Genomic DNA, 22,967 nt, shown 5'->3' with positions numbered 1-22,967 from the left:
TTGAAGTTAATAAAAAATATAATTTTTTTAGTCTATAGCTCCTTAATTTTTTATAGAATCTACGTCCTTAATATACCTTCGTTTATTCAAATCTTTATCTATACTTTTTTACCATTTATTTATATCTTAAAAAATTATGGATATTCAATTTCTATTTTAACAAAGCAAAAAAAAGAAATACTCGTAGACTTTATTATTCTCATGATTCCAATATTGGCATCTATAATTGTTCCTATGTTATTTTCGACATTTGATTTTTCATATTTCATGAGATTTATAAGTGCATTCACTTATTTTATTGGATATTTTTCAATTCTAGTTTATATAAAGAAAAATCATAACTCTTCTTCAGACTTTCTTTTCAATTTAATAATTAATATAACTTGTTTGTATATTTTAGGCACAGTAATGTTATATTTAATACCATCACTTAAAGAGTTTTGGTTTTCAAAAATTTTTATAGGAAACATACAAGAAGGGTTATATGAAAATCATATCGCTTACTCGTTTAGAATTGGTTGGTCTGGTTTTTCTGGCTTTGGAATGACTTTTATGTGTTCTCTCTCCATCGTGCTTTCGTTATATTTATTTAATAAAAATCGATTAACCACCTTTTTATTTAAGATCATACTATTATTAATAGGTAATGCATTTTATGGTAGGGTAGGATTACTAATTAGTCTTTTAGTTTTAATAACATATGTTATATGGAATTTATTTATCAAAGGTAGATTTATAGATTTGATTTTACTATCTGTACTTTCTCTAGTAGCATTTCTCTTAATTTTAAACTTAAGAACAAAAAGTTTCGTGATTGATCAATGGTATGAGTGGGCAATGTCACCTTTAAAGAGTCTCTTTTTATATGGAACTGTTAATCAGGATGTTATGTTTAACATGTATTTCTTTCCGGAAATTAGAACCTTTTTATTTGGAGACGGGAGATACACCGGTCTTAATGGTGGATATTATATGAATGTAGATGTAGGATATATGAGGCCAATTCTATTTTATGGGATTTTTAATACTATAATTTTTTATTTTCTAATTATAAAAAAAATCTTTAAGTTGAGTCTTAAAGATTTTAAAGAAATTAGTATACTTCTAATTATGATAGTTTTTCTGTTTGAAATTAAGGGCGAAATTATTTTTATGATCTTACCTTTACTCTTTATATTTAGGATTTATATAAATTCAGAAAGAGGGATTAGAATTTGAAAGAAATTACAGTTTTACTTCCAGCGTATAATGCAGAAGATTATATTAAAGATTGCATAGATAGTGTTTTAAGTCAGACATACCATTCTTTTGATTTTCTAATAATTGATGATGGATCATCAGATAAAACAGTTGAAATAATAGAGAAATACAATGATTCAAGAATGAAGTTAATAAAAAACGAAAGAAACTTAGGTATTGTTGAAACATTAAACAAAGGTTTAAATTTGATAAAAACCCCCTATATAGTTAGAATTGATTCTGATGATATTATGTCAAAGAATAAGCTTGAGAAACAAATAAATTTTATTAAACGAAATAATCATATCGCAGTTCTTGGAACACAAGCAATTCATTTTAATAATGATTCTAAATTCATAGGATTTAGTAGGATGCCATTAAGTACTAAGAAAATAAGAACTTATTTATTATTTGCAAATCCAATATATCACCCTTCAGTTTTGATTAATAATTATATTTTTAAAGAAAATAATTTTAAATACAATAAATTATACCAAGGTTCTGAGGATCAAGACTTATGGATTAGAATAATTGAAAAATATGATATTGTGAATATACCAAATTATTTATTGAAGTATCGAATAAACATGTCAGGAATAACCCAAACTTTAAATAAAAATAGAGACATTGATAAAGAACTAAGTCTTTTAAAAAGCATGTATAAGAAACATAATATTTCAATTCTAGACTCTGATATTTCTCATATTTATAAATTTGTTAACCAAAATGTAGATGTACTGGATGAAATTAGTATGGAAAAAGTAAGTTCTATTTTATTGATGGTTAGGGAACAGTTAGATGATGAAAAATTTGATTTAAAGTACTTTGATTCTTTGGTTTCAAGATATTTTAAAACACTTATAATTAAGCAAAAAGTAAGATATAGAAAAGGCAAAATGATATTCAATAAATATTTTCAATTTGATTTGAAAATGACTGATAAGTTAATTATATTTTTAAGGAGAGTAATTAATGATTAATATTATTAAAAGAGTATATTCTAAACTTTACTATTTTAAGAATAAGTATAGTAATAAATATAGATACAAATTCATTGTTGATCAATTAAAATATTCCAAAAATGAAAAAAGAATTCTTTTAATGGGAACTTCTATATACGGAAATTTAGGTGATCAGGCAATTTCAGAAAGTGAAATTAAATTTATAAAAGAAAATTTTTCGAATGTAAAACTTATAGAAGTCCCAGGGAATTTTTATATTACTAACGAAAAAATAATAAATCAATACATTACTTCTAATGATTTATTAATTTTAACAGGTGGTGGATTTTTAGGATCTTTGTGGCCAGAAGGTCAGGATATTGCAAATAGATTAATTCAAAATTTTAAACAAAATAAAATTGTAATTTTTCCTCAAACAATATATTATTCCCCTGAAAATGAAGTATTAATAGAAGATCATAAAAACATTTATTCTTCACATAAAAATTTATCAATGATAGTTAGAGATAAACGGTCACAAGAATTTTTGTATAAAAATAGTTTTAAATTCAAAAATATTCTATATACTCCAGATATTGTTACATTTTTGGATGAAAATAATCGTAAAGAAAGGCCAGAATATATATCTCTCATACTTAGAGAAGATAAAGAAAGTGTCATTGACCTCAAAAAAATAAAAACAATACAAAACATATTGAAAGAACTAAATGAAGAAAACTTGAGAACTGAGGAATATGATACTGTATTAAACAAAAAGATTGACCTTTTAAATAGAAAAAATGAGCTAAATTTATTATTCAATAAAATTTCTAAGTCTAAGATTGTTGTGACTGATCGTCTTCACGGTATGCTTCTTTCTGTTATTTGTGGTATACCGGTTATTGCCTTGGATAATATTAGTAAAAAAGTATATGGCTCATATCAGTGGTTGGAAAAATTAGGATATGTTTATTATGTTTCTGATGAAATCGATAAAGAAAAAATAAGGTATTTATTTATTAATCGAGATAATTTTAACTACAATAATTTTTTATTCAAAGACTACCATGATGAAATAGTAAATTTAGTTCGTTCTGAATTATCGGAGATTCAATGAGAGATAAATAATGAACAATTACAAAAAACTAATTAATAATTTCTTTATTTTTTCTCTTGGTAATCTTGGAAGCAAATTAATTTCATTCCTATTAGTTCCTCTCTTTACATATTATTTAAGTCAACAGCAATATGGCATGATTGACATCGTTGTTACATCGAGTTCGTTACTAATACCTATTGTCTCTGGGTGCACACATGAAGCTATTGTGAGATTCGTTATCAATAATAAATCTAATAATCAAAAAATTCTTTTCAATTCTATATTCATATCTTTTATAGGTTATATGATTTTAGTGTTTTTTTATCCGATTTTTAGCCGCTATAATTTTTTAGACAGTAGTCTTAAATATATGTACTTGCTTATTTTTGTTCAAATATTAAATCAAATTTTTTCACAATATATAAGAGCAATAGGTAAGGTAAAATTATATGCAATTAATGGAGTCATGATAACATTATTTATTGGAGTGTTAAATGTAATTTTTATAGTTTATTACGGCCTAGGAGTCGAGGGGTACTTCACTTCAACAATTCTAGCCTATATTATGTCAACAGTTTTTTTAGTGTTTAAATCTAATTTAGTATTAAACAAAATCAATATTACGATTGATAAGAACACTATAATAATGATTTTAAGTTTCTCCTTACCACTTATTTTTAATAGTTTAATGTGGTGGGTTAGTAATAGTTCAAGCAAATTTCTAATTAATTTTTATTTAGGACTAACTGCTAACGGATTATTTGCTGTAAGTACAAAAATTCCTACAATAATTGTAATAATTAATAATATATTTACGCAAGCTTGGCAACTTTCTGCTTTTGAAGAATATGAAAATAATAAGTCTAGTAATTATTATGCAAGGGTCTTTGAATATTATAGTTCCTTCTTATTTATAGCATCTTCTTCAATAATACTTATAATTAAACCAATATTTTATTATGTATTTTCAGAAAGTTTCTTTGCAAGTTGGGAACCTGTTCCCTTTCTAATTCTTGGTAGCTTATTTTCATCATTTTCTGCATATGTAGGAGTAAACTATACTGCATCGAAGAATACAATAGGGATTTTCAAAACTTCCGTATTTGGCGGAATGGTTAGCTTAATTTCTAATCTAATATTCATACCTTTATTTGGAATAGTTGGCGCAGGAATTTCATCTTTTCTAAGTTTTTTAATAATGTTTATGGTTAGAATTTATGATACAAAAAAAATAATCAATTTAGAAATTAATTATTTTAGATTTTATTTTCAATTAGTTTTGGTTTTAATTCAAATATTAATCATGTTTATAAATACTGAAAATGATTTCTTTATTAATTTAATAATACTAATTATATTGAATTTAAATTTAAGACATTTATATTTAGAAATATATTCTAAAATTAAGAAAATTATTAGTAATTTAAGGAGGAACTAAATGGAAATCACAGTCGCAGGTACAGGGTATGTTGGTTTATCGATTGCCGTCTTATTGGCTCAGCATCATGAGGTAACAGCGCTAGACATTATTCAAGAGAAGGTTGATTTAATTAATAAGCGTATTGCGCCGATTGAGGACAAGGAAATAGAAGATTTTTTTGCCCATCAAGAGTTGAATTTAACAGCTACGATTGATGTCGAAGAAGCACATAAAGAAGCTGAAATGGTGATTATTGCGACACCAACGAACTATGATGACGAGACCCATACTTTTGATACGACGGCTGTAGAAGCAGTGATTGAAGATGTCTTGCGCATCAATCCACAAGCTACGATTGTTATTAAATCAACGATTCCTGTGGGATATACGGAATCTGTGAAAGAAAAATATAAGGTTGATAATATTATCTTTTCTCCTGAATTTCTAAGAGAAGGGAAGGCCTTATATGATAATTTATATCCTTCACGTATTGTAGTAGGTGATCATAATGAAGCGGCTAAAAAGTTTGCAGATCTTTTAGTAGAAGGCGCCCATAGTGAGGATGTGCCCGTACTCTTTACTAATTCCACTGAAGCCGAAGCCATTAAACTATTTGCCAATACTTACTTAGCTTTGCGTGTGTCTTACTTTAATGAATTAGATACTTACGCTGAAGTGAGAGGGCTGGATGCTGGCCAAATTATTCAAGGAGTTGGCCTAGACCCACGGATTGGAACCCATTATAATAATCCTTCTTTTGGCTATGGGGGTTATTGTTTACCCAAAGATACCAAGCAATTATTAGCCAATTACGGCGACATTCCACAGAATATGATGACAGCCGTTGTCGATTCCAACAAAACCCGTAAACAGCATATCGCCAATAGTGTCTTGAAGAGAAATCCTAAGACCGTTGGTGTCTTCCGTTTAACCATGAAGTCTGGATCGGATAACTTTAGACAATCCGCCATTCAAGATATTATTAAATTATTGGTAGATGAAGGGATCGAGATAATTATCTACGAACCGACTTTATCGCAAGATTCTATTATGAATTGTCCAGTGATCAATGATTTAGCAGAATTTAAGCAACAATCCGATATCATCTTAGCCAATCGTACAGAAGATGAATTAAAAGATGCTTTAGATAAAGTATTTACCCGCGATATCTTTAACGAAAACTAATACAACTAAGCATAGTGTGTTTGCTATGCTTTTTAGTGTGTACGGATTCAAATAAGAAAGGAGATGTATCCTGATGAAACAAAAAGTTCGTAAAGCCATTATTCCAGCAGCTGGTTATGGAACGCGTTTTCTACCAGCTACTAAAGCCATGCCGAAAGAAATGTTACCGATTATTGATAAGCCGACCATTCAGTATATCGTAGAGGAAGCAGTGGCAGCAGGTATTGAGGATATTATTATCATTACAGGTAAATCGAAACGAGCCATTGAAGACCATTTTGACAAGAATACCGAGTTAGAATTAGACCTGATGAACAAGGGGAAGATTGCTATGTTAGAGTCGGTTCAAAAGGCTTCCAACCTAGCGAACGTCTACTTTATCCGCCAAAAAGAAATGAAAGGTTTGGGCGATGCCATTTATACCGCCAGAAGCTTTATTGGTGACGAGCCCTTTGCCGTTCTTCTGGGTGATGATATTGTGGTATCAGAAGAGGGAGATCAACCAGCCATTCAACAATTAATGGACGAATACGATTTAACCGGCTCCTCCGTTATCGGTGTCCAGACGGTCCCTCAAGACCAAACCCATCGCTATGGTATTATTGATCCCTTGGAACAAGATGGGCGCTTATACAAGGTTAAAACCTTTGTTGAAAAGCCCAAGCAAGGAACAGCCCCTTCCAACCAAGCCATTATGGGAAGATACGTTTTAACGCCTAAAATCTTTGACTTTCTAGCCAAGAAACAAGTCGGCGCCGGCGGAGAGATCCAACTGACTGATGCCATTCAAATGTTAAACCAAGTCGAACCGGTCTATGCCTATGACTTCAAAGGCATTCGTTATGACGTCGGGGAGAAAATCGGCTTTATTAAGACCACCATTGACTTCGCCCTCCACCGCGAATTCGCTGAGGAAATCCGTCAGTATATGCGAGAGAAGTTGGAAGAATAAGATGAATAGATTAACCCCCTAGAGTTGAAGTTAGCTCTAGGGATTTTTATTTTCGCCCTACTTATTAATTAAATAATTGGATCGTTTCATCGATTTTCTCTTCGACTAGTTTAAGGATGACTGATTTTTCAAGCTTCGCCTTATAAATAATATAATCTAAACATTCCGAATGACTCGGTAAGACGCTTTTTTCAATTAGCTTGTATTTATCCAGAATGGTAGGGTAGGTAGCTGTGGTCCAAGTGTAACTGCCTTTAATGGTGGCGATAAAGTCAAGCAGTGAACCCCGCTCATAAACTTGGATTAATTTCTTTGAGGAATTAATTTTTTTCTGCCATAAATAGGCCTCAGTATAATCATCCCATTCAAAATCACCGTGGATAATTTCTGTAAAGGGTTCTAAGTCTTTAAGCGCTAAATGCTCTTTTTTAGCCAGTGGGTGCTGCTGGGAAATCAGAACGACTCGAGGAAAGGAGGAAAGCTGCTTCCACTCAATATAACGCGCTTTTAATTGATTTTCAAAATGCTCCTTGTTCTCCGTATAAAAACGAATAATACCAATATCTGCATTGCCACTATTAACATCCTCGATGACTTGTAAGTTGGTTGTTTCAGAAAATTTGATCGATAAGTTATGATGTTCCTCTTGCAGGCGGTTGATCATTTTGGCGATTGCAAAAGCAATATAAGAAGACCTCCTGGCAGAAATAGAAAGCGAAGAGAAGTAATTAGTCGGTGTTAGATATTTGGTTTCAATTGACTGATAAAGGGCATCGAGTTTTTCCAAATCATTAAGAACTTGCTGGCCATCATTCGTTAGTTGAACCCCTTTGTGAGTACGATCGAAAATAGTAAAACCAATCGATTCTTCAAACCTTTTTAATATTGAACTCAAATAGGGTTGTGAAACGAAAAGATTTTGAGAAGCTTTGCTGATTGAACCCGTCTTAGCGATTTCCAAAATGTATTGAATATGATGAATGTCCATGGTCTAGGCTCCTAATAGTTTGATTATAAGTAAATGAGGATAGGTGGTATTGTTATCATCTATTTTTAATTGCTAGAGGATGATGGTAAAATTTAATTAAAGATGTAAGCGCTATCTTTAAAAGAGAACGGTTCTCAATAAGTTTATCATAGTTGAAGTCTTTTTTTAAAATTTAATAGGGAGGAATCTGTATGTCAGACCATCTAAAATTTGCCAACCATCCTTTGATGTATCTGGTTAGTGGAATTGGTATTGCTTTAGTGTTGATTCAAGGGACCTACATCCTAAAGAAAGCGATGAAGGCAACCAAAGAATTAAATATGGATCAACAGCGCGTTAAAAAAGGCCTACGAGTCGCAGCCATGGCCAGTATTGGACCGGCTTTAGGGATTGTAGGGAGTATTTTATCCTTGATTGTCTCATTAGGTGCGCCAGTTTCAGCCTTGCGGATGTCAATTATTGGAGGTACCAACTATGAAACCATGGCCGCCACCTTTGGTGCGCAAGCAGCAGGCGGAGAACTCTCTCCAATGATGGATCCAACGGTGTATGCCAATGCCTTATGGACGCCGGCTTTAGGGGTTATCCCTTGGCTAATTGTGACCTTCTTCTTTGGCCATCGCATGAATGTTATTAATGATTTTATGACAGGTGGACGAAAGGCCTTATTACCAGCAGTCAGTGTCGGTGCCATGTTAGGGTCTTTTGCCTACTTTGTCATGAATAATGTCGTAAAAATTAATGTCAATCCATCCTACGCCGTCGCTTCTTTATCGGCTTTAGTGATTATGATTATCTGCCAAAAACTAAGCGACCAATACGAATGGTTAAAGTCTTGGTCACTAACGATTGCCATGTTTGCCGGTGCCTTATGTGGCATGTTCTTTGTATAGATCTATAAGGAGGAAAAAGAATGGGAGCCTATGAAAAATTCACCAAAAGTATAACTAATTTTGGTCGCTTAACCATGGTCTTGGGAGTGATTGCCGTATTACTACCCCCTCTAACCATGACCTTTGTCTTTGGTTATAATCCAGGTTTTGCCGCCATCATCGCCGGAGCTATTTCACAAATGTCTGTTTCTGGAGCTTTCTATCTGAGTGAACCTTTAACTTACTTCCCAATTGTTGGTACATCAGGCTTATATTTAACCATGTTATCAGGTAATGGGGTCAATATGAAGATTCCTGCCGCAGCCATTTCATCGGAAGCCTCAGGCTACAAGCAAGGGACAGATGAAGGGGCTTTGATGGGGACAATCGGTTTAGCTGTATCCATCTATGTGGCTGTTTTCTTTGTGATTTTTGCGACCATTTTAGGACAAACGGTGATTACTACCTTACCTGCCGACTTAGCGAAGTATTTTGAGCTAATCATTCCAGGCATTTATGGGGCAATCTTTGGCCAATTTATGGTCAAGTCATACAAGACCGGTCTTTTTGCACTGTTGATTTCAACCGTTATGATCTACATTGTTCAGTTCATTCCAGGAAATCCATCTTTTGTTATTACTTTAACATCTATCTTTACTACTATTTTATTTGCGCGTAAACAATTAGAAAAAGGTCTATTAAAATAATAGGAGGTATACTATGATTAGCCAACGTAACTTAGAAATTTTTGAAGAAATGTTGATGATTCATTCGCCCTCTAAAGAGGAAAAAGAAATGGCAGATTATGTCATTAAATTTCTTGAAAATCTTGGAGCCGAGATTCATCTTGACGAAAGCCAGCATACCTACGGTGGCAATTCGCCAGTTATCTTTGCGAAAATTAAAGGAGACATAGAAGGCGAGGGCGTGTCACTAAATGCTCATACCGATGTGATTCAGCCCAATAAAAACTTAAAAATCGTTAAAAAGGACAATATTTGGTCCTCAGATGGGACGACGACCTTAGGTGGGGACGATAAGGCCGGTCTGGCCGCTATTTTAACCGCTGTGGAATACATTGTTAAGCATCAGATTAGTCACCAAGATATTTATGTAATCGTCACTCCCGGTGAAGAGCAGGGGATGTTAGGCGCGCGGAATATTAATTGGGAAAGTGTCTACCAGCATATCAATCCTGCTAAAAACTTAATTGTAGCTGACAATGCCGGCAAGGCCAATAAGGTCGCCTACCAAGCACCGACTTGTTACCGCTTTGAGATCACCATTGGAGGACGTAAGGCCCATGCGGGGATCGAACCAGAAAAGGGCATCAATGCCATCCAAGTAGCGAGCAAAGTCATTAGCCAAATGCCGCTCTTAAGGATTGATGACGAAACAACCGCCAATGTGTCGCAAATTACTTCTGATTTCCCTAATAATGTGGTGCCAGATTCTTGTATCTTTACCGGTGAAATCCGCTCGCATCAAGAAGAAAAGGTCGACCAATTATTACAAGCCTACGAAGGCATTATCCAGCAGTATACAAACGACTATACCATCGAAACGCGTCGTGACTACCCAGCCCTTGCCAGTCAAGATGACCTCAAATTCGTCAAAGAAATTGTCGCAGCCTACGAAACAGTCGGTGTCAAAGCAGAGCCTCAAATTATCGGTGGAGGATCGGATGCCAACTTTTTTGCCGAAGAAGGTTTTAACTCAGCCATTGTCGGTGTGGGGATGGAGCTGGTTCATACGACGGAAGAATACCTAGATACGGATGAAATGATCCTAACGACTAAAGCGTTGATCAATTATTTAAGTAAAGATTAAGTAGGTGGTTTAATGCCAAGCAAAGAACTATTTGAAAGAAATGATCAATACGAAAAAAAAATCATTCAATGGAGACGTGATTTACATCAGATTCCTGAGTTAGGCTTAGATTTGCCTAAGACAGTGGATTATGTTCGCAGTCAACTCATAGGAATGGGTCTTTCGGTTGAAGACCATTATGTCAACGGAAATGGCTTGGCTGTCGTCATAGAAGGAAGCAAAGAAGGGAGTCCAAATGATCGAGTAATGGGACTTCGAGCCGATATGGATGGTTTACCCATCCAAGAGGAAACGGGCTTGTCTTTTGCTTCGAGAAACGGTAATATGCATGCTTGTGGCCATGATGGACATACGGCTACGCTTCTAGCCGTCGCTGACTTTTTATCCCATCACCGTCATTTATTTGGAGGTAAGGTTAAACTAATCTTCCAACCCGGTGAAGAATACCCCGGAGGGGCAGAGCCAATGATTCAAGAAGGTGTCCTTAAAAATCCGGATGTAACACGGGTATTAGGTTTTCATATCGGTCATTTAGATAAAGCAATTGCTCCGGGTCATATTTCTTATCGTGTTGGTCCTATGATGGCCTCGATGGATCGTTTTCAGATTATAATCAAAGGCTTTGGCTTTCATGCCGGTTATCCTGAATCTTCCAAAGATCCGATTACAGTGGCTGCTGAATTGATAATGGCCTTTCAAACCATTAAGAGTCGGAATATTAAAGCCAGTGATCCAGTAGTCGTTTCTGTGACCCATATTGAAGGGGGCTTTAATCAAAATATTATCCCTGATCAAGTCTTCATTGAAGGCACCGTAAGGACTTTAAATGATGATTTGAGAGCATTTGTTCATCAGCGAATGAATAAGATTACCAAAGGTTTGGAAGTCGCTTATGATGTAAAAATTGACCTGTCTTATGAGTATAAATACCCCGTCTTAGTAAACGATCAAGCCTCTACTTTAGATACTGTTAAAGCTTTACAAGCAGGACTAGGCGATGATTACATTATTCCATCAGCAGAGGCCTTAATGGGGGCTGAGGACTTTGCCTATTATGGTAAAGAGCTTCCAGCAACTTTCTTATTTTTAGCCAACCCAAGAGAGATTGAAGGCCAGTTCCATGGTCACCATTCTTCTAAATTCGATATCGATGAAAGCAAGCTCATCTTAGCCTTTAAGGCCTTTATTTTAGCAACCCTTGATTATTTACAATAGAATGATTAAAACCGGTGATTTTTCACCGGTTTTTTGTATTAACAATTTTTTATTATTATAATTTTAATATATAAATGATAATTTTTAGCATAAAATAGATAATTTAGTTGATTGAATTTTGAAATAATTTTTCTTAAAATAAACATAATTAGTAAGCGCTTACGAAGAAATAAGGAGGGTTTTATATGTTAAATAAGACGAAAGTATCAGATCCTAAACTTTATGAAATCGTTATTGATGAGTTAAAAAGACAAGAGAAAAATATTGAAATGATCGCGTCAGAAAGCACTGTTCCTATTGAGATAATGGAATTATCGGGTTCTATATTCACCAATAAGACACTTGAAGGTTATCCTGGTAAACGTTATCAACAAGGAGCGCAATGTGCCGATGTACTAGAAATAGAAGCCATTGAACGTGCAAAAGAACTCTTTAAATGTGAACATGTGAATATTCAACCTTATTCTGGAACAACTGCTAACTATTCTGTTTATGCGGCTGTTCTTGAACCAGGAGATACGGTTTTATCAATGAAGCTAGATCAAGGCGGTCACTTATCTCATGGATCAAAAGCTAATTTTATGAATAAATTTTATAATTTTGTTCACTATCCTCTTAATAATGAAAATGAGCAAGTAGATTATTCCGAACTTGAAAGGTTAGCCGTTCGGCATCAGCCAAAGTTAATTATCGCTGGTGGATCGGCTTATCCCCGTTTATTAGATTATGAAAAATTTAGAGCTATTGCTGATAAAGTAAATGCTTATTTGATGGTTGATGCTGCACATATTATTGGTTTAATTGCAGCTAAGGTGATTCCTTCACCTGTACCATATGCTGATTTTATTACCGCTTCAACCACTAAAACCTTTTCAGGACCGCGATCTGGAATCATATTATGCAAAAAAGAACATGCTAAAAAAATTGATCATGGTGTATTTCCTGCTGCTTTGGGATCAATGCATTTAACAACCATGGCAGCAAAATGTTGGTTGTTCAAGCATTGTCAAAGTCAAGAGTATCAAACCCTTATGCAACAAGTTGTGAAGAACTCTAAAACTTTGGCTAAAGCTTTGGAGAATAAAGGTTTCCGTCTTGTTGCAAATGGTTCAGATACGCATCTGCTCTTAGTTGATTTACGACAAAAAAATATTACTGGAAAGCAAATGGATGAAGCTTTAAATAAGATTGGAATTACTGTAAATAAAAATCAAATTCCTTCAGATCCTTTAGGTCCAAATGAAACAAGCGGAATTCGAATAGGAACAATGGCAACAACTCAGCGTGGTATGAAAGAAGATGAGATGTTATTCATAGCTGAACTTATGAATAAAACGGCTGAATGTTTAATAAATGAAAAATCTTTTGAATCATTAAAAAAACAAGTAAGAGAATTAGTCAATCAATTCCCTTTATATTCTAAAGAAGAGATTGAATACATAGTCGGGAAATAATTGAAAGGAGTCGCATATGTTAGAAGCAAAGGTAATTAAAAGCAGAGGACTAGAACTTGTGTCAATCATTCACTTTCCAGAAGTATCGATTGATAATAAAACATTAATCTTTTTTTGTCACGGTTTTGTGGGGCACAAGATTACACCTCACCGGATGTTACCTAAATTAACACAGCAATTAACTCAGTTGGGGTATACTGTTTGTCGAACGGATTGCATTGGATCCGGAGACAGTGAGGGAAATGAAGACTATATGATAATCGAAGATCAAATTAAGGATTATCTCAAAGTATTTGAAATTTTAGAAGAGTCATATAGCTGGGAAAAAATCATTCTCTTAGGTTACAGTATGGGCGGGACAACTGCTACCCTACTCAGTAATGAGATTGATCCAGATGGTCTAGTACTTTGGTCACCAGTATCTGATCCGCTGTGGAATTTTCAACATCTATTAGGTTCAGAACGTTTTCAAGCCGGAATGCAAGGTAATTATATATCTATTGAAGGAGATGAAGTCAGTCCGAAATTCTTTGAAAATATCGATCAGATACATCCTTTAGAAATAGTTAAAAAATTAAATATTCCTATTCGTGTCATCCATGGTTCGCACGATCAAGATGTTTTACCTATTAATGGATGGTTGTATTATCATTTTGCCAAAGATGGAAAAATTCATATCGTAGAAAATGCGGGACATACATACGATGATATCATTCTTCAAGAAGATCTTTTCGCTAAAACAATTGAATACCTCAATGAAATTTAAAAGGAGTTGAGAATAATGTCTGGAATATTAAATGATATTGCTGGTAAGATATGGGGCTTACCAATAATTTTCATGATTTTATTAGCTAGTTTATATTTTTCAATCGTTATGAAGTTTCCACAATTTACTCAATTTAAGGAAATGTTGCGATTACTAAAAGAGCGTGGAGAGTCGGAACAAGGTCTTTCTCCCATTCAATCTTTTATTTTTACTGCTGCTCGTACAGTGGGCGTTGGTAATATTGCTGGAATGGCGGCTGGTATCTACTTTGGTGGTCCCGGAGCTATTTTCTGGTTATGGGTATTAGCAATTTTTGGATCTAGTATTGCTATTATTGAAGGAACATTAGCTCAAACTTATAAAAAAGTCATTAATAATGAGTATAAAAGTGGTCCTGCCAATTATATGGCTGAAGGGTTTTCAAACCGAAAAGTAGGTCGCGTTTTTGCTATTCTCTATTCAATCATAACTACTGTCTCATTAACTGTGTTGATGTCAGGCGTACAATCTTATTATATTGTTCAAGGTTTACATTCGGCCATGAACTTACCAGTTATACTATTATCCACTATTTTTACATTAATTTTAGGCATTGTGATTTTTGGAGGCTTAAAACGTATCGGAAGAACAAGTCAAAAAATTTCTCCAGTAGCTGGTTTGTTATATGTGATCATGTCAATTATTGTCATAATAATGAATATTGATAAATTGGGTGAAACGTTAAGTCTAATCTTTAGTTCAGCATTTGGTCAAGATGCAGTCTTTGGAGCGATGTTAGGTAGTGCTCTTCAATGGGGAATTAGAAGGGGTGTTCATGCGAATGAAATTGGTATCGGTACTTCCGCAATCACTTCTGCGACTTCACAAGTTTCTCATCCCGCTCAACAAGGACTTTTAGGTGGTATGAGTGTATATATTGGAACGCTTTTTGTCTGTACAACAACTACTTTTATGATTCTTATGACAGGAAGTTATAATGTTATTAATGACCAGAAAGAAATAGTTTTTGAAGGGGTCAAAGGGTTAGAATATGGTAATCCTTTTGTAGCTAATGCTATTCAATCAGTTGTTCCTATTCCTAATTTTGGTAATATATTTATAGCTTTAGCTATTTTAGTTTTTGCATTTGTTGCTTTAACGGCTTTCTATCTTTATGCAGAGAGTAGTTTATCTTATATTATAGGTGATAATAAGACAGGTTATACTATCTTAAAAGTTGTTTTTTTAGGAGCAGTTTTTGGCGGAACTTTAGTAGTATCTGATACAATATGGGCATTAGCTGATATTGGAAATGGTTTAATGGCTTGGACCAATATTATTGCTCTAATATTTATCGGTCACAAAGGTGTTAAAATCCTTAATGACTATACAGAACAATTGAATAGAGGTATTCAAAATCCAACATTTGATCCTCGATCAGTTGGTATTCATTCAGGTGCAGAACTCTGGCAAAATGCCAAGAATTAAAAGTTAGTTAATCATAATAGAAGTTGAGGGTAGGTGATTTATTGGAAATTGAAGAATTCTATTGGGGGAAAGTACAATGGCTGGATGGATTACACCATAATATCAATATTGGTATTTCTTCAATCAACCCACATACATATCAAAAACCACATATCCATTATGAAAACGAACAATTTATCTATGTTATAAGTGGAGAAGGCGCTTATCAAGTAAATGACCAAACTTTTCAATTAAAAGCTGGTGATTATCTATTATTTCCATATAATTCAATTCATTCGACAACTAATAATATGGATGAACCTTTAGTTGATTTGGTGGTTTCGATTCCTCGTTTATCGAATAATAACTATATTAATCATACAAAAGAACAATCCACATCTATTTCGAAAGATTTATTAGGTGAGGCTATTGAAAGTATTATTATTGAAATGAAGGATCAAGTTATATTAGATTATTGTATTATCAATGGTGTTAAGGATATCAAATATTGTAGTAATAAACCCATCAAATACGACGATTTAACTTCTATTTTTCAATTAATAGACAGTATAAATTTATCGCCAGGTCAATCAACAACTTTTAAGCAGTATTTTCTTTTTCCGATTTTTTTTCATGATGAAGTGCTGGGGATTATAATTTTTAATTCAGAAAGTTTATTGATAGATGAAATGCCAACCTCAACAAAAAAGAGTATCTTTAATTTTTTTAACAGTTTAATAGATAGTATTGAAAGCTACGCAATCCATCATTCTGTAAAAAAGAAATTAAATGATAGTATACATCAGTTAGAAAATAAGAGAAATATTATTAAAACAATGGCTCAACAATTAAATTTTGAAAAAGAAAAAAGTTCTTCTTTAAAAATTAATAACCATTTTATGTTCAACACCTTAAATTACATGGCTAACTTAGCGATCAAAGAAGACAATGTCCGTTTGTATGATTTGATTGTTCTCTTTGCTGATATGGTACGATACACATCAGATAATTCCGGTATGTTAATTTCAATTCGTCAAGAACTTGAGTATTTAAACGCTTATATTCAGCTTCAAAAATCAAGATATCCTAATTTTGAATTTAATATTGAAGTTGATGATACTGTTTTACAAAATGGAATTCCAATAAACTGCTTACAACCTATTGTAGAGAATGCTTTTTCACATGGTTTTATAAATTATGATGGACGAAAAATTATTAATTTGGTTATACATTTAATAAATAAAGAAAAAATTGAATTAATCGTGCAAAATAATGGAAATACACTAGATATGAACGGCGTAAGAAATATTAATTCTAATTTAGCGATAGGTACTGATAATGGATTATCTTTGGTATATCAGAAATTCTATAATAATTTTCAAAAAAATTTTACTATGTCGTTACAATCCAATCCAGAATTTACTCAAATGACTATTCGCTTTCCGAAAGAAGTGGTAATGTAATGCTTTCTGTAGCAATAATTGATGATGAAGAATCTGTATATCATATTATTAGTAAAATTATCGAGATGGAAAAATTACCTATGAGTGTGGATGCATATATATGCGATGGTAGACATGCATTGAAATTGTTAGAAGATGCAAATTTTGATCTCATTTTCGTTGATATTCGTATGCCCTATCATTCAGGTTTAGAAGTTATGGAGACTTATCCTGAATTCCAATACATTGTAATCACTGCTTATAATGAATTCGAATATGCTCAAGAAGCTTTGCGATTAAATGCTAAAGACATTTTATTAAAACCGATTGATCGGAAAAAATTTGTTGCAGCTGTAAATCGGGTATTTAATATGAATCTTTATGGAAATGAAATTGTCGACGATTTAATACTATATTTGAATAAAAACTATTATCAAGTTGATTTAAATTTAACTGATTTAGCCAATCGTTATTTTATGAAAGCTAGCAATCTCTGTCGCTTATTTAAAAATCATACAAATCAAACTATAATGAACTATCTTACATCTCAACGAATTAATAGGGCAAAGGATCTATTGCAAGAATCTAATATGTCAATTAGCGAAATATCTCATTCGGTTGGTTTTCAGTCAGAAACTGTATTTTATCGTAAGTTTAAAGAACTCAATCACATAACTCCTTCAACATATCGTAAATCACTTTAGATAAGCCTTCTTATAAAATTTTGTTTTATAGGAAGGCTTTCATCTATAGTTTTATTTAAATTTCTGTCTTAAAGTATTTTATCGTAATTCTTCGCTTTTGATATAGAAAATAGCTCTTTTTTTATGTTATAATTATTAACATTAACTATCAATTATAAGGGAGAGCATACAATGAAAAAATGGTTACTAGCAGCCACTGTCGGCTTATTGACTTCAGGCCTTTTCTTTAATACGTGGGTAAGTGCAGAAGTCAATGAGGAAGAGTTAGGCTATGTGGTCTTTGCTGAAAGAGAAGACCAATCAAACTTTGAAGAAGTGGACAAATATAAGGTTCTTTCGGCCAATACCATGAAAGCCAGCTTAAAGAGTGATAAAGATAAGCTTATGACGTTTAACTTACTGCATATCCTCTCACCAGAAGAAGAAAAAGATGAAGCCTATGCCCAAGAAGCTCAAGAGCGCTTAGAAGAATTGATGAAAGATGCTGACAAGGTCGAATTAGAATTATTTGAAGTTGAAAAAGAAGATCTCCAAGATGAATCGGTTAAAAAAGAAGATTATGTGGCGAACTTATGGTTAGATGGCATATTAGTGCAAGAAATTCTCTTAACAGAAGGCTACTCAGTGATCCAACTCGACCAAACAAAAGAAGCAGAAATGGCTAATGGATACTTAGATGTTCTTGTTCAATCCCAAGACTATGCTGCCAAAAATCGTTATTATGTTTGGGAGGATAACTCCAATCAGTTTCTAGCCAATGCCGAATTCCCTGAAGTGATTAAAAATACGCAAACGGGTCAAGTCGTTGTTTCTCAAGCCGATAATACTCAAAAAGCAAATGCTTTATTTGAATTACCGAGCAAAAATAACCCATCCCATCCAACGCAAGAATCTAATAATTCATACATTAATCAAACGGAAGAAGTTTCAGCGCCAGTAGTGTCAAAAGAACCTGTTGACACTAATACAGAACCAGAACCAGCCCCAGAGCAAAATGTTTATTATGCGAACTGTACCATTGCCCGTCAAGCAGGAGCCGCTCCCGTCTATCGTGGACAACCTGGATATGGTCCACACTTAGATCGAGATAATGATGGTATTGGTTGCGAGTAAAGCTGAACGCTAAATCTTGACTCTTGCCCCTCAGAGCTGATAGCGATCCGAGCTATTGGCTCTTTTATTTTCTAGTCAGCAACTTTTTATAATTTTTTAAAATTTTGTCAACTTTCAACCGATTGTCAAAGCTACTATCTTTTCTTCACACTTCTGCTTATATCATCTTAAATATATGTTTTTATTTTAATAAGAGTATGATATCGGCTTAGAGTGAGGAAAAGAGGCCTTTTTTTAAATAAAAATTTCAATTATTAAAAATTTTAAACTTAAGAGTATTGCAAAGGCTTTAAAAATATGTATAATTCAAATTGTTGATCAACATTTAACAATAAATCTGAGGAAGGGGGAGCCTGCTACCTATAGCTATAAGAAAAAGAATCGCTTAGTTGTCTTTTAATTTGCTATTTTGTTTTGTTATAAGCCATTTATCATATAAGTTGTGTTTTGAATAAAGTGATGAGAAACTATGAGTCATCACATGGACTCAATTGAATATAGTAGGAGGATTCGGATGCTCGAAATAAGGAATTCGAGGAACAAGAAAGTCTGTGAGCTCGATTTGAAACAGAAAACGGTTGTTATTGTTAGCAAAGGAATTGAAACCAAGATTCAATTTCTTCCATCCGATAGTGTAACCATTCAAGAAGCGCAGGTAACTCAGAAAAATAAAAATAAAAATAAAAATAAGAATTAAGCAGAACCGCTAGACGGGCTAGATTGTAAGGATATTCCTTAGCTTTCGGCCCGTTTTTTTCATGTCAAAATTCAAGGAGGAAGACTAATGAAAAAATCATCTGAAGAATTAACTAATGTCATTATTATGTTTGACCCCCTCATCCATCACTGGCTCCATCATTACCAATTGTCTACCCACCATAACGATTATCAAGACCATCTTCAAGAGATGCGGTTAGAGTTGATAAGGCTTTATCAAAAGTTTGAAGGCGATCCCTTAAATTGTATCGATCATCGCTATCAATTTATCGCTTATGCGGGTAAGGGTTTAAAATGGTTTCTACTCAATCGTTTGCGCCAATCCACTTATCAAGTGACCCCGACAGATCCTGTTATTTTATCAGATCTTATCGAAGAGCTGAGAGAAGAATGCTCAAAAGAATCAATCTTTTTATTGGAACAAACTGTTAAAGACCATCTAAAAGAACGAGAGCGTAAGATTTTCAATTTAATTTTACAAGGAAAATGGCGCAATCGTGAAATCTGCCAGCTCTGCAACATTTCTGAGCGCACCCTCCGCAATGATAAAAAGCGTATTGCAGCTAAGCTCGGTCCTCTCTTTAAAGAAAAATCTAAAAACTTGTCTTTTTCTTGCCGTTTTTGATGATCTGATTGTGTGTATAAGGTGTAAGATCGTACGGCTTACATAAATACCTAGGAGGAATGAAAAATGGAAAGTAAAGAATACAAATCAGGGCGTTTAGCGCTTAAAGGTATGAATCCGACAACGGAGAAGACTTTTAATGTCTCTATTCAAGGCTTGATTGAGGGGGTTACTCCCAATCAAGTGCAGTTGGTTAAAGATCAAATCGATCAATTAACCATTAATCCAACCGATACCGCTCAAGCTGTTTATGCTTATAATTTTATTTAATGATGGAAAGGGGAAAGCAAGATGAAAGATAGTATGGTATTAGAATTGATTTTCTTAGATGCGGCGGGTAAAACGCGTAAGATTACGATTAATCAACCAGCTGATTCAGTTACTAAAGAAACTGCCGAAGCTGTGATGCAGGCTCTAGTTGACTGTGATTTATTCAAAGATGATCAGGGCTTAGATATGTATGTGACTCCGGTTGCCGCTCGCTATGTTGAGCGTAACGTTACCGATGTTTATGCCTATGAAGAAGCTTAGTTAAGCATGATTTTAGAGGGGCTGAGTGTTTGCTCAGCTCCTTATTACTAAAAGGAGATTGTGCATGCATTTGATTGATTTGGGTTCTTATGCTGGAGCGATTATTGCAGTGATTACCTTGATTTCTAAGTTAATTGGCCTGATTACTGCCTTGCATGATCTAATTGAACGCATTGATTGGATGCAGGCCAAACTAGAAGCGTTTAACCAAGAGCTACAAACGATTAAACAAAAGGTCGATCAAAACGATTATTTTATGTGGCCGGCAGAAAGTCGTCAATGGATATAAAAATAATAGAAAGGGTGATAGAATGTTATCTAATCGTTTTTATGATTTAGGCAAATGGCTCGTATTAATTTTTCTACCAGCCTTGGCTGTTTTTGTACAAGGAATGGCCGACTTGTACCACTTGAATCAAGGAGGTCAATGGGTGGGGCTGATTAATTTGTTAACTATCTTTTTAGGATCTATCTTACAAATATCCTCTTATCACTATCATCATAATGATAACTCGCCTAAGGGTTGGGGGGCCTTAATATGATAAAAGATGCTTGGATGAGTCAAAGAATGGCTAGCTTAGCACCACTTTTTCAGAAATATCAAAGTCCGATATCAGTTGCGACCCGGATGGCACAATTTGTCTTAGAGTCAAATGGCGGGAGATCTCCACTTTATCTAAAGTCTAATAATGGTTTTGGTATTAAAGCATCTGCTCCCTGGCAGGGTAAGGTAGTCGACCATCCTTCACTGGAAGCAAATGGCCAGATGGTGGTTTCACAGTTTCGCGCCTATAAGAGTCTGGAAGAAGGCGTTGAAGACCACGCTGTTTTCTTCACTTCTACTCCTTACCGTCAGCATGTGGCCTATAAAGCGGCAATCGAAGCAAAGGATTCCTTTGAAGAGGCCAGGGCTTTAACAGGCATTTATGCCAGTGACCCCCATTATGGTGATAAGTTAATTGAAATTATCAACTGCTATGATCTTACGAGCTATAATCTAGCAGTGAATAGGGTGGAGGAATTAAATAAGCAATTGGATGAGCCTCTTATTATTGATCGTCGGTCAGAAGCTCTAGGTGGACAAGCAAAAGACAGGACTCTTGATGCTATCACAACCATTGTCTGGCACTATACAGGTGTGAAACGGTCTTTAAATCGTCACATTTCAGACCACGAGGTCTTTTGGCATAAGCAACGTGGATGGGATCGTGGAGGCTATCACTTTTATATCGATAGTCAAGGACGAATTTACCAAAATTATGACCTAGAACGCATGACTTGGGGGGTAGCCAATTGTAATCATTTCTGTGTCCATCTATCCGTAGAAGCTAATGCCAAAGAAGACTATTCGCCTCAACAAATCAAAGCTAGAGACTGGCTCACGCGTAAACTCATGAAAGATTTAAACATACCCGCTTCTGCTGTTAAAGGACATTGGGAAGTTAATAACAATACCCTTTGCCCCGGTTATAATCGAGCAGAAATGGAGCAATTTCGTCAGCAATTAGCGCTGCCGCTTAGTTGTTTAGTCGATCCAAGTAAGAAAGCAATATTCAACTTGGGGGATTATCGTTATCAAATTGTTCAGCTAACGGATTAATGGAATTAGTCTCATTTTTTTCCTCTCTCCACCTTAAGACGGATACTATCTGAATGGATTATGCTATGATAGTAAATAGGCAAACTTTAAAAGAGGTGAATAGATGAAACAAGCGCTTAAAACATTCTTGAATTATTTCTTTCTACTAGTAGGCATCCTTTTTTTTGTAGCTTGGATAGGTTGGTACGGATTCAATCATTTTGTTCACTCCATATCTAATCAAGTAACGGATCAAGAATTAGTATTAATCAAAAATCGTTTAGAAGATTCACAGGAATTAACCACTATGAAATATCACTACACTAATATGGGAAAATTTGAAAAGCATAAAACGATAAAGTCTTGGGAAATTCCCTTTACTGAATCAGAGTTTATGATGACCTATTCCGGTATCATTCATACAGGGGTAGAGTTAGGAAAGATTGACGTCATTTCTAATGAAGAAAACCTAGTGGTTAAAGTCCCACAAGCGAAAATTTTAGCGCATGAAGTAGAAGATGATTCAATCGAAATCATTGATGAAGAAGGTTCGCTATTTAATCCAATTAAGGTGGATGATGTTGTGAGTCTTCAATCAGACCTAAAAAAAGAAATGGAGAAGCAAGCTTTATCTAAGGGATTATTAAAGGAAGCACAGAATTATTCACAAAGCCAAATTGAAAAATTGCTAACAGATATGCTGAAAACAATTGATCCTGAAATTCAATTAACAATTGAAACGGCAAGCTAGAGAACGAGGCCTTTTAATAAGGCCTTTTTTCATTTGTTTTTCTCCTAGTGTAAAGCGAATTCAAATTCGTTATAATGGAAGTTGAGAAAAAGATAATG

25 protein-coding genes are annotated in these 22,967 nt (G+C 34.1%); 24 read left to right on the top strand and 1 reads right to left on the bottom strand.

Annotation, left to right across the window (positions count from 1 at the left end):
• The 6 genes from ACQV2S_RS00240 to galU all read left to right on the top strand — a co-directional run bounded on the left by ACQV2S_RS00240 (position 1) and on the right by galU (position 6,836).
• Positions 1–1,218, top strand: a complete 1,218-nt coding sequence (locus tag ACQV2S_RS00240) for a hypothetical protein (RefSeq protein ID WP_428884794.1) — start codon at positions 1–3, stop codon at positions 1,216–1,218.
• Entirely contained in the window at positions 1,215–2,219 is a 1,005-nt protein-coding gene (locus tag ACQV2S_RS00235) for a glycosyltransferase family 2 protein (RefSeq protein WP_428884793.1), read from the top strand. Before ACQV2S_RS00240 ends, ACQV2S_RS00235 begins: the two co-directional genes overlap by 4 nt.
• A complete protein-coding gene (locus ACQV2S_RS00230; RefSeq protein WP_428884792.1) occupies positions 2,212–3,297 on the top strand; it encodes a polysaccharide pyruvyl transferase family protein in 1,086 nt (361 codons plus the stop codon). The genes ACQV2S_RS00235 and ACQV2S_RS00230 overlap by 8 nt, the downstream gene beginning before the upstream one ends.
• 10 nt (positions 3,298–3,307) lie before the next feature.
• Positions 3,308–4,717: a lipopolysaccharide biosynthesis protein gene (locus tag ACQV2S_RS00225; RefSeq protein WP_428884791.1), complete on the top strand. Its 1,410-nt coding sequence runs from the start codon at positions 3,308–3,310 to the stop codon at positions 4,715–4,717.
• Positions 4,718–5,884: a nucleotide sugar dehydrogenase gene (locus tag ACQV2S_RS00220; protein WP_428884790.1), complete on the top strand. Its 1,167-nt coding sequence runs from the start codon at positions 4,718–4,720 to the stop codon at positions 5,882–5,884. It begins immediately after the preceding gene.
• Between the two features lie 73 nt (positions 5,885–5,957).
• Positions 5,958–6,836 carry a UTP--glucose-1-phosphate uridylyltransferase GalU gene (gene galU / locus ACQV2S_RS00215; protein ID WP_428884789.1) on the top strand — a complete coding sequence of 293 codons (879 nt, stop codon included), beginning with the start codon at positions 5,958–5,960 and terminating at the stop codon, positions 6,834–6,836.
• A 64-nt stretch (positions 6,837–6,900) separates the two neighbouring features.
• Here galU and ACQV2S_RS00210 read toward each other — a convergent pair whose 3' ends face one another.
• Positions 6,901–7,824: a LysR family transcriptional regulator gene (locus ACQV2S_RS00210; RefSeq protein ID WP_428884788.1), complete on the bottom strand. Its 924-nt coding sequence runs from the start codon at positions 7,822–7,824 to the stop codon at positions 6,901–6,903.
• A gap of 191 nt (positions 7,825–8,015) precedes the next feature.
• Between ACQV2S_RS00210 and ACQV2S_RS00205 the strand changes: the two genes are divergently transcribed.
• From ACQV2S_RS00205 to ACQV2S_RS00120, 18 genes are all read left to right on the top strand, one after another.
• Positions 8,016–8,717, top strand: a complete 702-nt coding sequence (locus ACQV2S_RS00205) for a DUF5058 family protein (protein WP_428874755.1) — start codon at positions 8,016–8,018, stop codon at positions 8,715–8,717.
• Between the two features lie 20 nt (positions 8,718–8,737).
• Positions 8,738–9,403, top strand: a complete 666-nt coding sequence (locus ACQV2S_RS00200) for a hypothetical protein (protein ID WP_428881829.1) — start codon at positions 8,738–8,740, stop codon at positions 9,401–9,403.
• A 13-nt stretch (positions 9,404–9,416) separates the two neighbouring features.
• Entirely contained in the window at positions 9,417–10,526 is a 1,110-nt protein-coding gene (locus ACQV2S_RS00195; RefSeq protein ID WP_428881828.1) for a M20/M25/M40 family metallo-hydrolase, read from the top strand.
• 12 nt (positions 10,527–10,538) lie between these two features.
• The gene (locus ACQV2S_RS00190; RefSeq protein WP_428873662.1) at positions 10,539–11,741 is read left to right on the top strand and encodes a M20 metallopeptidase family protein; all 1,203 of its coding nucleotides are present in this window, start codon (positions 10,539–10,541) and stop codon (positions 11,739–11,741) included.
• Positions 11,742–11,926: 185 nt separating this feature from the next.
• Positions 11,927–13,195, top strand: coding sequence for a serine hydroxymethyltransferase (glyA, locus tag ACQV2S_RS00185; protein ID WP_428873663.1), 1,269 nt, complete (start codon positions 11,927–11,929; stop codon positions 13,193–13,195).
• A gap of 16 nt (positions 13,196–13,211) precedes the next feature.
• Positions 13,212–13,961 carry an alpha/beta hydrolase gene (locus ACQV2S_RS00180; protein WP_428873664.1) on the top strand — a complete coding sequence of 250 codons (750 nt, stop codon included), beginning with the start codon at positions 13,212–13,214 and terminating at the stop codon, positions 13,959–13,961.
• A gap of 15 nt (positions 13,962–13,976) precedes the next feature.
• Complete coding sequence (locus ACQV2S_RS00175) at positions 13,977–15,428, top strand: alanine/glycine:cation symporter family protein (protein WP_428873665.1); 1,452 nt, start codon at positions 13,977–13,979, stop codon at positions 15,426–15,428.
• Positions 15,429–15,469: 41 nt separating this feature from the next.
• Entirely contained in the window at positions 15,470–16,870 is a 1,401-nt protein-coding gene (locus ACQV2S_RS00170) for a sensor histidine kinase (RefSeq protein WP_428874752.1), read from the top strand.
• Positions 16,870–17,553: a response regulator transcription factor gene (locus tag ACQV2S_RS00165; RefSeq protein ID WP_428875856.1), complete on the top strand. Its 684-nt coding sequence runs from the start codon at positions 16,870–16,872 to the stop codon at positions 17,551–17,553. The genes ACQV2S_RS00170 and ACQV2S_RS00165 overlap by 1 nt, the downstream gene beginning before the upstream one ends.
• 171 nt (positions 17,554–17,724) lie before the next feature.
• A complete protein-coding gene (locus ACQV2S_RS00160) occupies positions 17,725–18,666 on the top strand; it encodes an excalibur calcium-binding domain-containing protein (protein ID WP_428884787.1) in 942 nt (313 codons plus the stop codon).
• A gap of 514 nt (positions 18,667–19,180) precedes the next feature.
• Positions 19,181–19,363, top strand: a complete 183-nt coding sequence (locus tag ACQV2S_RS00155; RefSeq protein WP_428875854.1) for a hypothetical protein — start codon at positions 19,181–19,183, stop codon at positions 19,361–19,363.
• Positions 19,364–19,450: 87 nt separating this feature from the next.
• On the top strand, positions 19,451–20,008 hold the full coding sequence (locus tag ACQV2S_RS00150) for a sigma-70 family RNA polymerase sigma factor (protein ID WP_428873670.1): 558 nt from the start codon (positions 19,451–19,453) through the stop codon (positions 20,006–20,008).
• A gap of 66 nt (positions 20,009–20,074) precedes the next feature.
• Complete coding sequence (locus ACQV2S_RS00145; RefSeq protein ID WP_428873671.1) at positions 20,075–20,278, top strand: hypothetical protein; 204 nt, start codon at positions 20,075–20,077, stop codon at positions 20,276–20,278.
• A gap of 21 nt (positions 20,279–20,299) precedes the next feature.
• Positions 20,300–20,539, top strand: coding sequence for a DUF2922 domain-containing protein (locus ACQV2S_RS00140; protein WP_428873672.1), 240 nt, complete (start codon positions 20,300–20,302; stop codon positions 20,537–20,539).
• 64 nt (positions 20,540–20,603) lie between these two features.
• Positions 20,604–20,828: a hypothetical protein gene (locus ACQV2S_RS00135; RefSeq protein WP_428873673.1), complete on the top strand. Its 225-nt coding sequence runs from the start codon at positions 20,604–20,606 to the stop codon at positions 20,826–20,828.
• A gap of 22 nt (positions 20,829–20,850) precedes the next feature.
• Positions 20,851–21,081, top strand: coding sequence for a phage holin (locus ACQV2S_RS00130; RefSeq protein WP_428873674.1), 231 nt, complete (start codon positions 20,851–20,853; stop codon positions 21,079–21,081).
• Complete coding sequence (locus ACQV2S_RS00125; RefSeq protein ID WP_428884786.1) at positions 21,078–22,139, top strand: glucosaminidase domain-containing protein; 1,062 nt, start codon at positions 21,078–21,080, stop codon at positions 22,137–22,139. Before ACQV2S_RS00130 ends, ACQV2S_RS00125 begins: the two co-directional genes overlap by 4 nt.
• A gap of 103 nt (positions 22,140–22,242) precedes the next feature.
• Positions 22,243–22,869 carry a DUF4230 domain-containing protein gene (locus ACQV2S_RS00120; RefSeq protein WP_428884785.1) on the top strand — a complete coding sequence of 209 codons (627 nt, stop codon included), beginning with the start codon at positions 22,243–22,245 and terminating at the stop codon, positions 22,867–22,869.
• Positions 22,870–22,967: the final 98 nt, after the last annotated feature.

The organism is Facklamia sp. P13064, from assembly GCF_050409425.1.
GTDB lineage: Bacteria > Bacillota > Bacilli > Lactobacillales > Aerococcaceae > Facklamia.
This window is presented reverse-complemented; position numbering and strand designations above follow the sequence as displayed.

Coding starts and splice junctions, on each gene's coding strand:
- ACQV2S_RS00190 (WP_428873662.1), top strand. CDS start 10,539: ATGCCAAGCAAAGAACTATTTGAAAGAAATGATCAATACGAAAAAAAA.
- ACQV2S_RS00125 (WP_428884786.1), top strand. CDS start 21,078: ATGATAAAAGATGCTTGGATGAGTCAAAGAATGGCTAGCTTAGCACCA.
- glyA (WP_428873663.1), top strand. CDS start 11,927: ATGTTAAATAAGACGAAAGTATCAGATCCTAAACTTTATGAAATCGTT.
- ACQV2S_RS00120 (WP_428884785.1), top strand. CDS start 22,243: ATGAAACAAGCGCTTAAAACATTCTTGAATTATTTCTTTCTACTAGTA.
- galU (WP_428884789.1), top strand. CDS start 5,958: ATGAAACAAAAAGTTCGTAAAGCCATTATTCCAGCAGCTGGTTATGGA.
- ACQV2S_RS00140 (WP_428873672.1), top strand. CDS start 20,300: ATGAAAGATAGTATGGTATTAGAATTGATTTTCTTAGATGCGGCGGGT.
- ACQV2S_RS00160 (WP_428884787.1), top strand. CDS start 17,725: ATGAAAAAATGGTTACTAGCAGCCACTGTCGGCTTATTGACTTCAGGC.
- ACQV2S_RS00155 (WP_428875854.1), top strand. CDS start 19,181: ATGCTCGAAATAAGGAATTCGAGGAACAAGAAAGTCTGTGAGCTCGAT.
- ACQV2S_RS00130 (WP_428873674.1), top strand. CDS start 20,851: ATGTTATCTAATCGTTTTTATGATTTAGGCAAATGGCTCGTATTAATT.
- ACQV2S_RS00205 (WP_428874755.1), top strand. CDS start 8,016: ATGTCAGACCATCTAAAATTTGCCAACCATCCTTTGATGTATCTGGTT.
- ACQV2S_RS00150 (WP_428873670.1), top strand. CDS start 19,451: ATGAAAAAATCATCTGAAGAATTAACTAATGTCATTATTATGTTTGAC.
- ACQV2S_RS00165 (WP_428875856.1), top strand. CDS start 16,870: ATGCTTTCTGTAGCAATAATTGATGATGAAGAATCTGTATATCATATT.
- ACQV2S_RS00195 (WP_428881828.1), top strand. CDS start 9,417: ATGATTAGCCAACGTAACTTAGAAATTTTTGAAGAAATGTTGATGATT.
- ACQV2S_RS00220 (WP_428884790.1), top strand. CDS start 4,718: ATGGAAATCACAGTCGCAGGTACAGGGTATGTTGGTTTATCGATTGCC.
- ACQV2S_RS00210 (WP_428884788.1), bottom strand. CDS start 7,824: ATGGACATTCATCATATTCAATACATTTTGGAAATCGCTAAGACGGGT.
- ACQV2S_RS00200 (WP_428881829.1), top strand. CDS start 8,738: ATGGGAGCCTATGAAAAATTCACCAAAAGTATAACTAATTTTGGTCGC.
- ACQV2S_RS00175 (WP_428873665.1), top strand. CDS start 13,977: ATGTCTGGAATATTAAATGATATTGCTGGTAAGATATGGGGCTTACCA.
- ACQV2S_RS00180 (WP_428873664.1), top strand. CDS start 13,212: ATGTTAGAAGCAAAGGTAATTAAAAGCAGAGGACTAGAACTTGTGTCA.
- ACQV2S_RS00145 (WP_428873671.1), top strand. CDS start 20,075: ATGGAAAGTAAAGAATACAAATCAGGGCGTTTAGCGCTTAAAGGTATG.
- ACQV2S_RS00230 (WP_428884792.1), top strand. CDS start 2,212: ATGATTAATATTATTAAAAGAGTATATTCTAAACTTTACTATTTTAAG.
- ACQV2S_RS00225 (WP_428884791.1), top strand. CDS start 3,308: ATGAACAATTACAAAAAACTAATTAATAATTTCTTTATTTTTTCTCTT.
- ACQV2S_RS00135 (WP_428873673.1), top strand. CDS start 20,604: ATGCATTTGATTGATTTGGGTTCTTATGCTGGAGCGATTATTGCAGTG.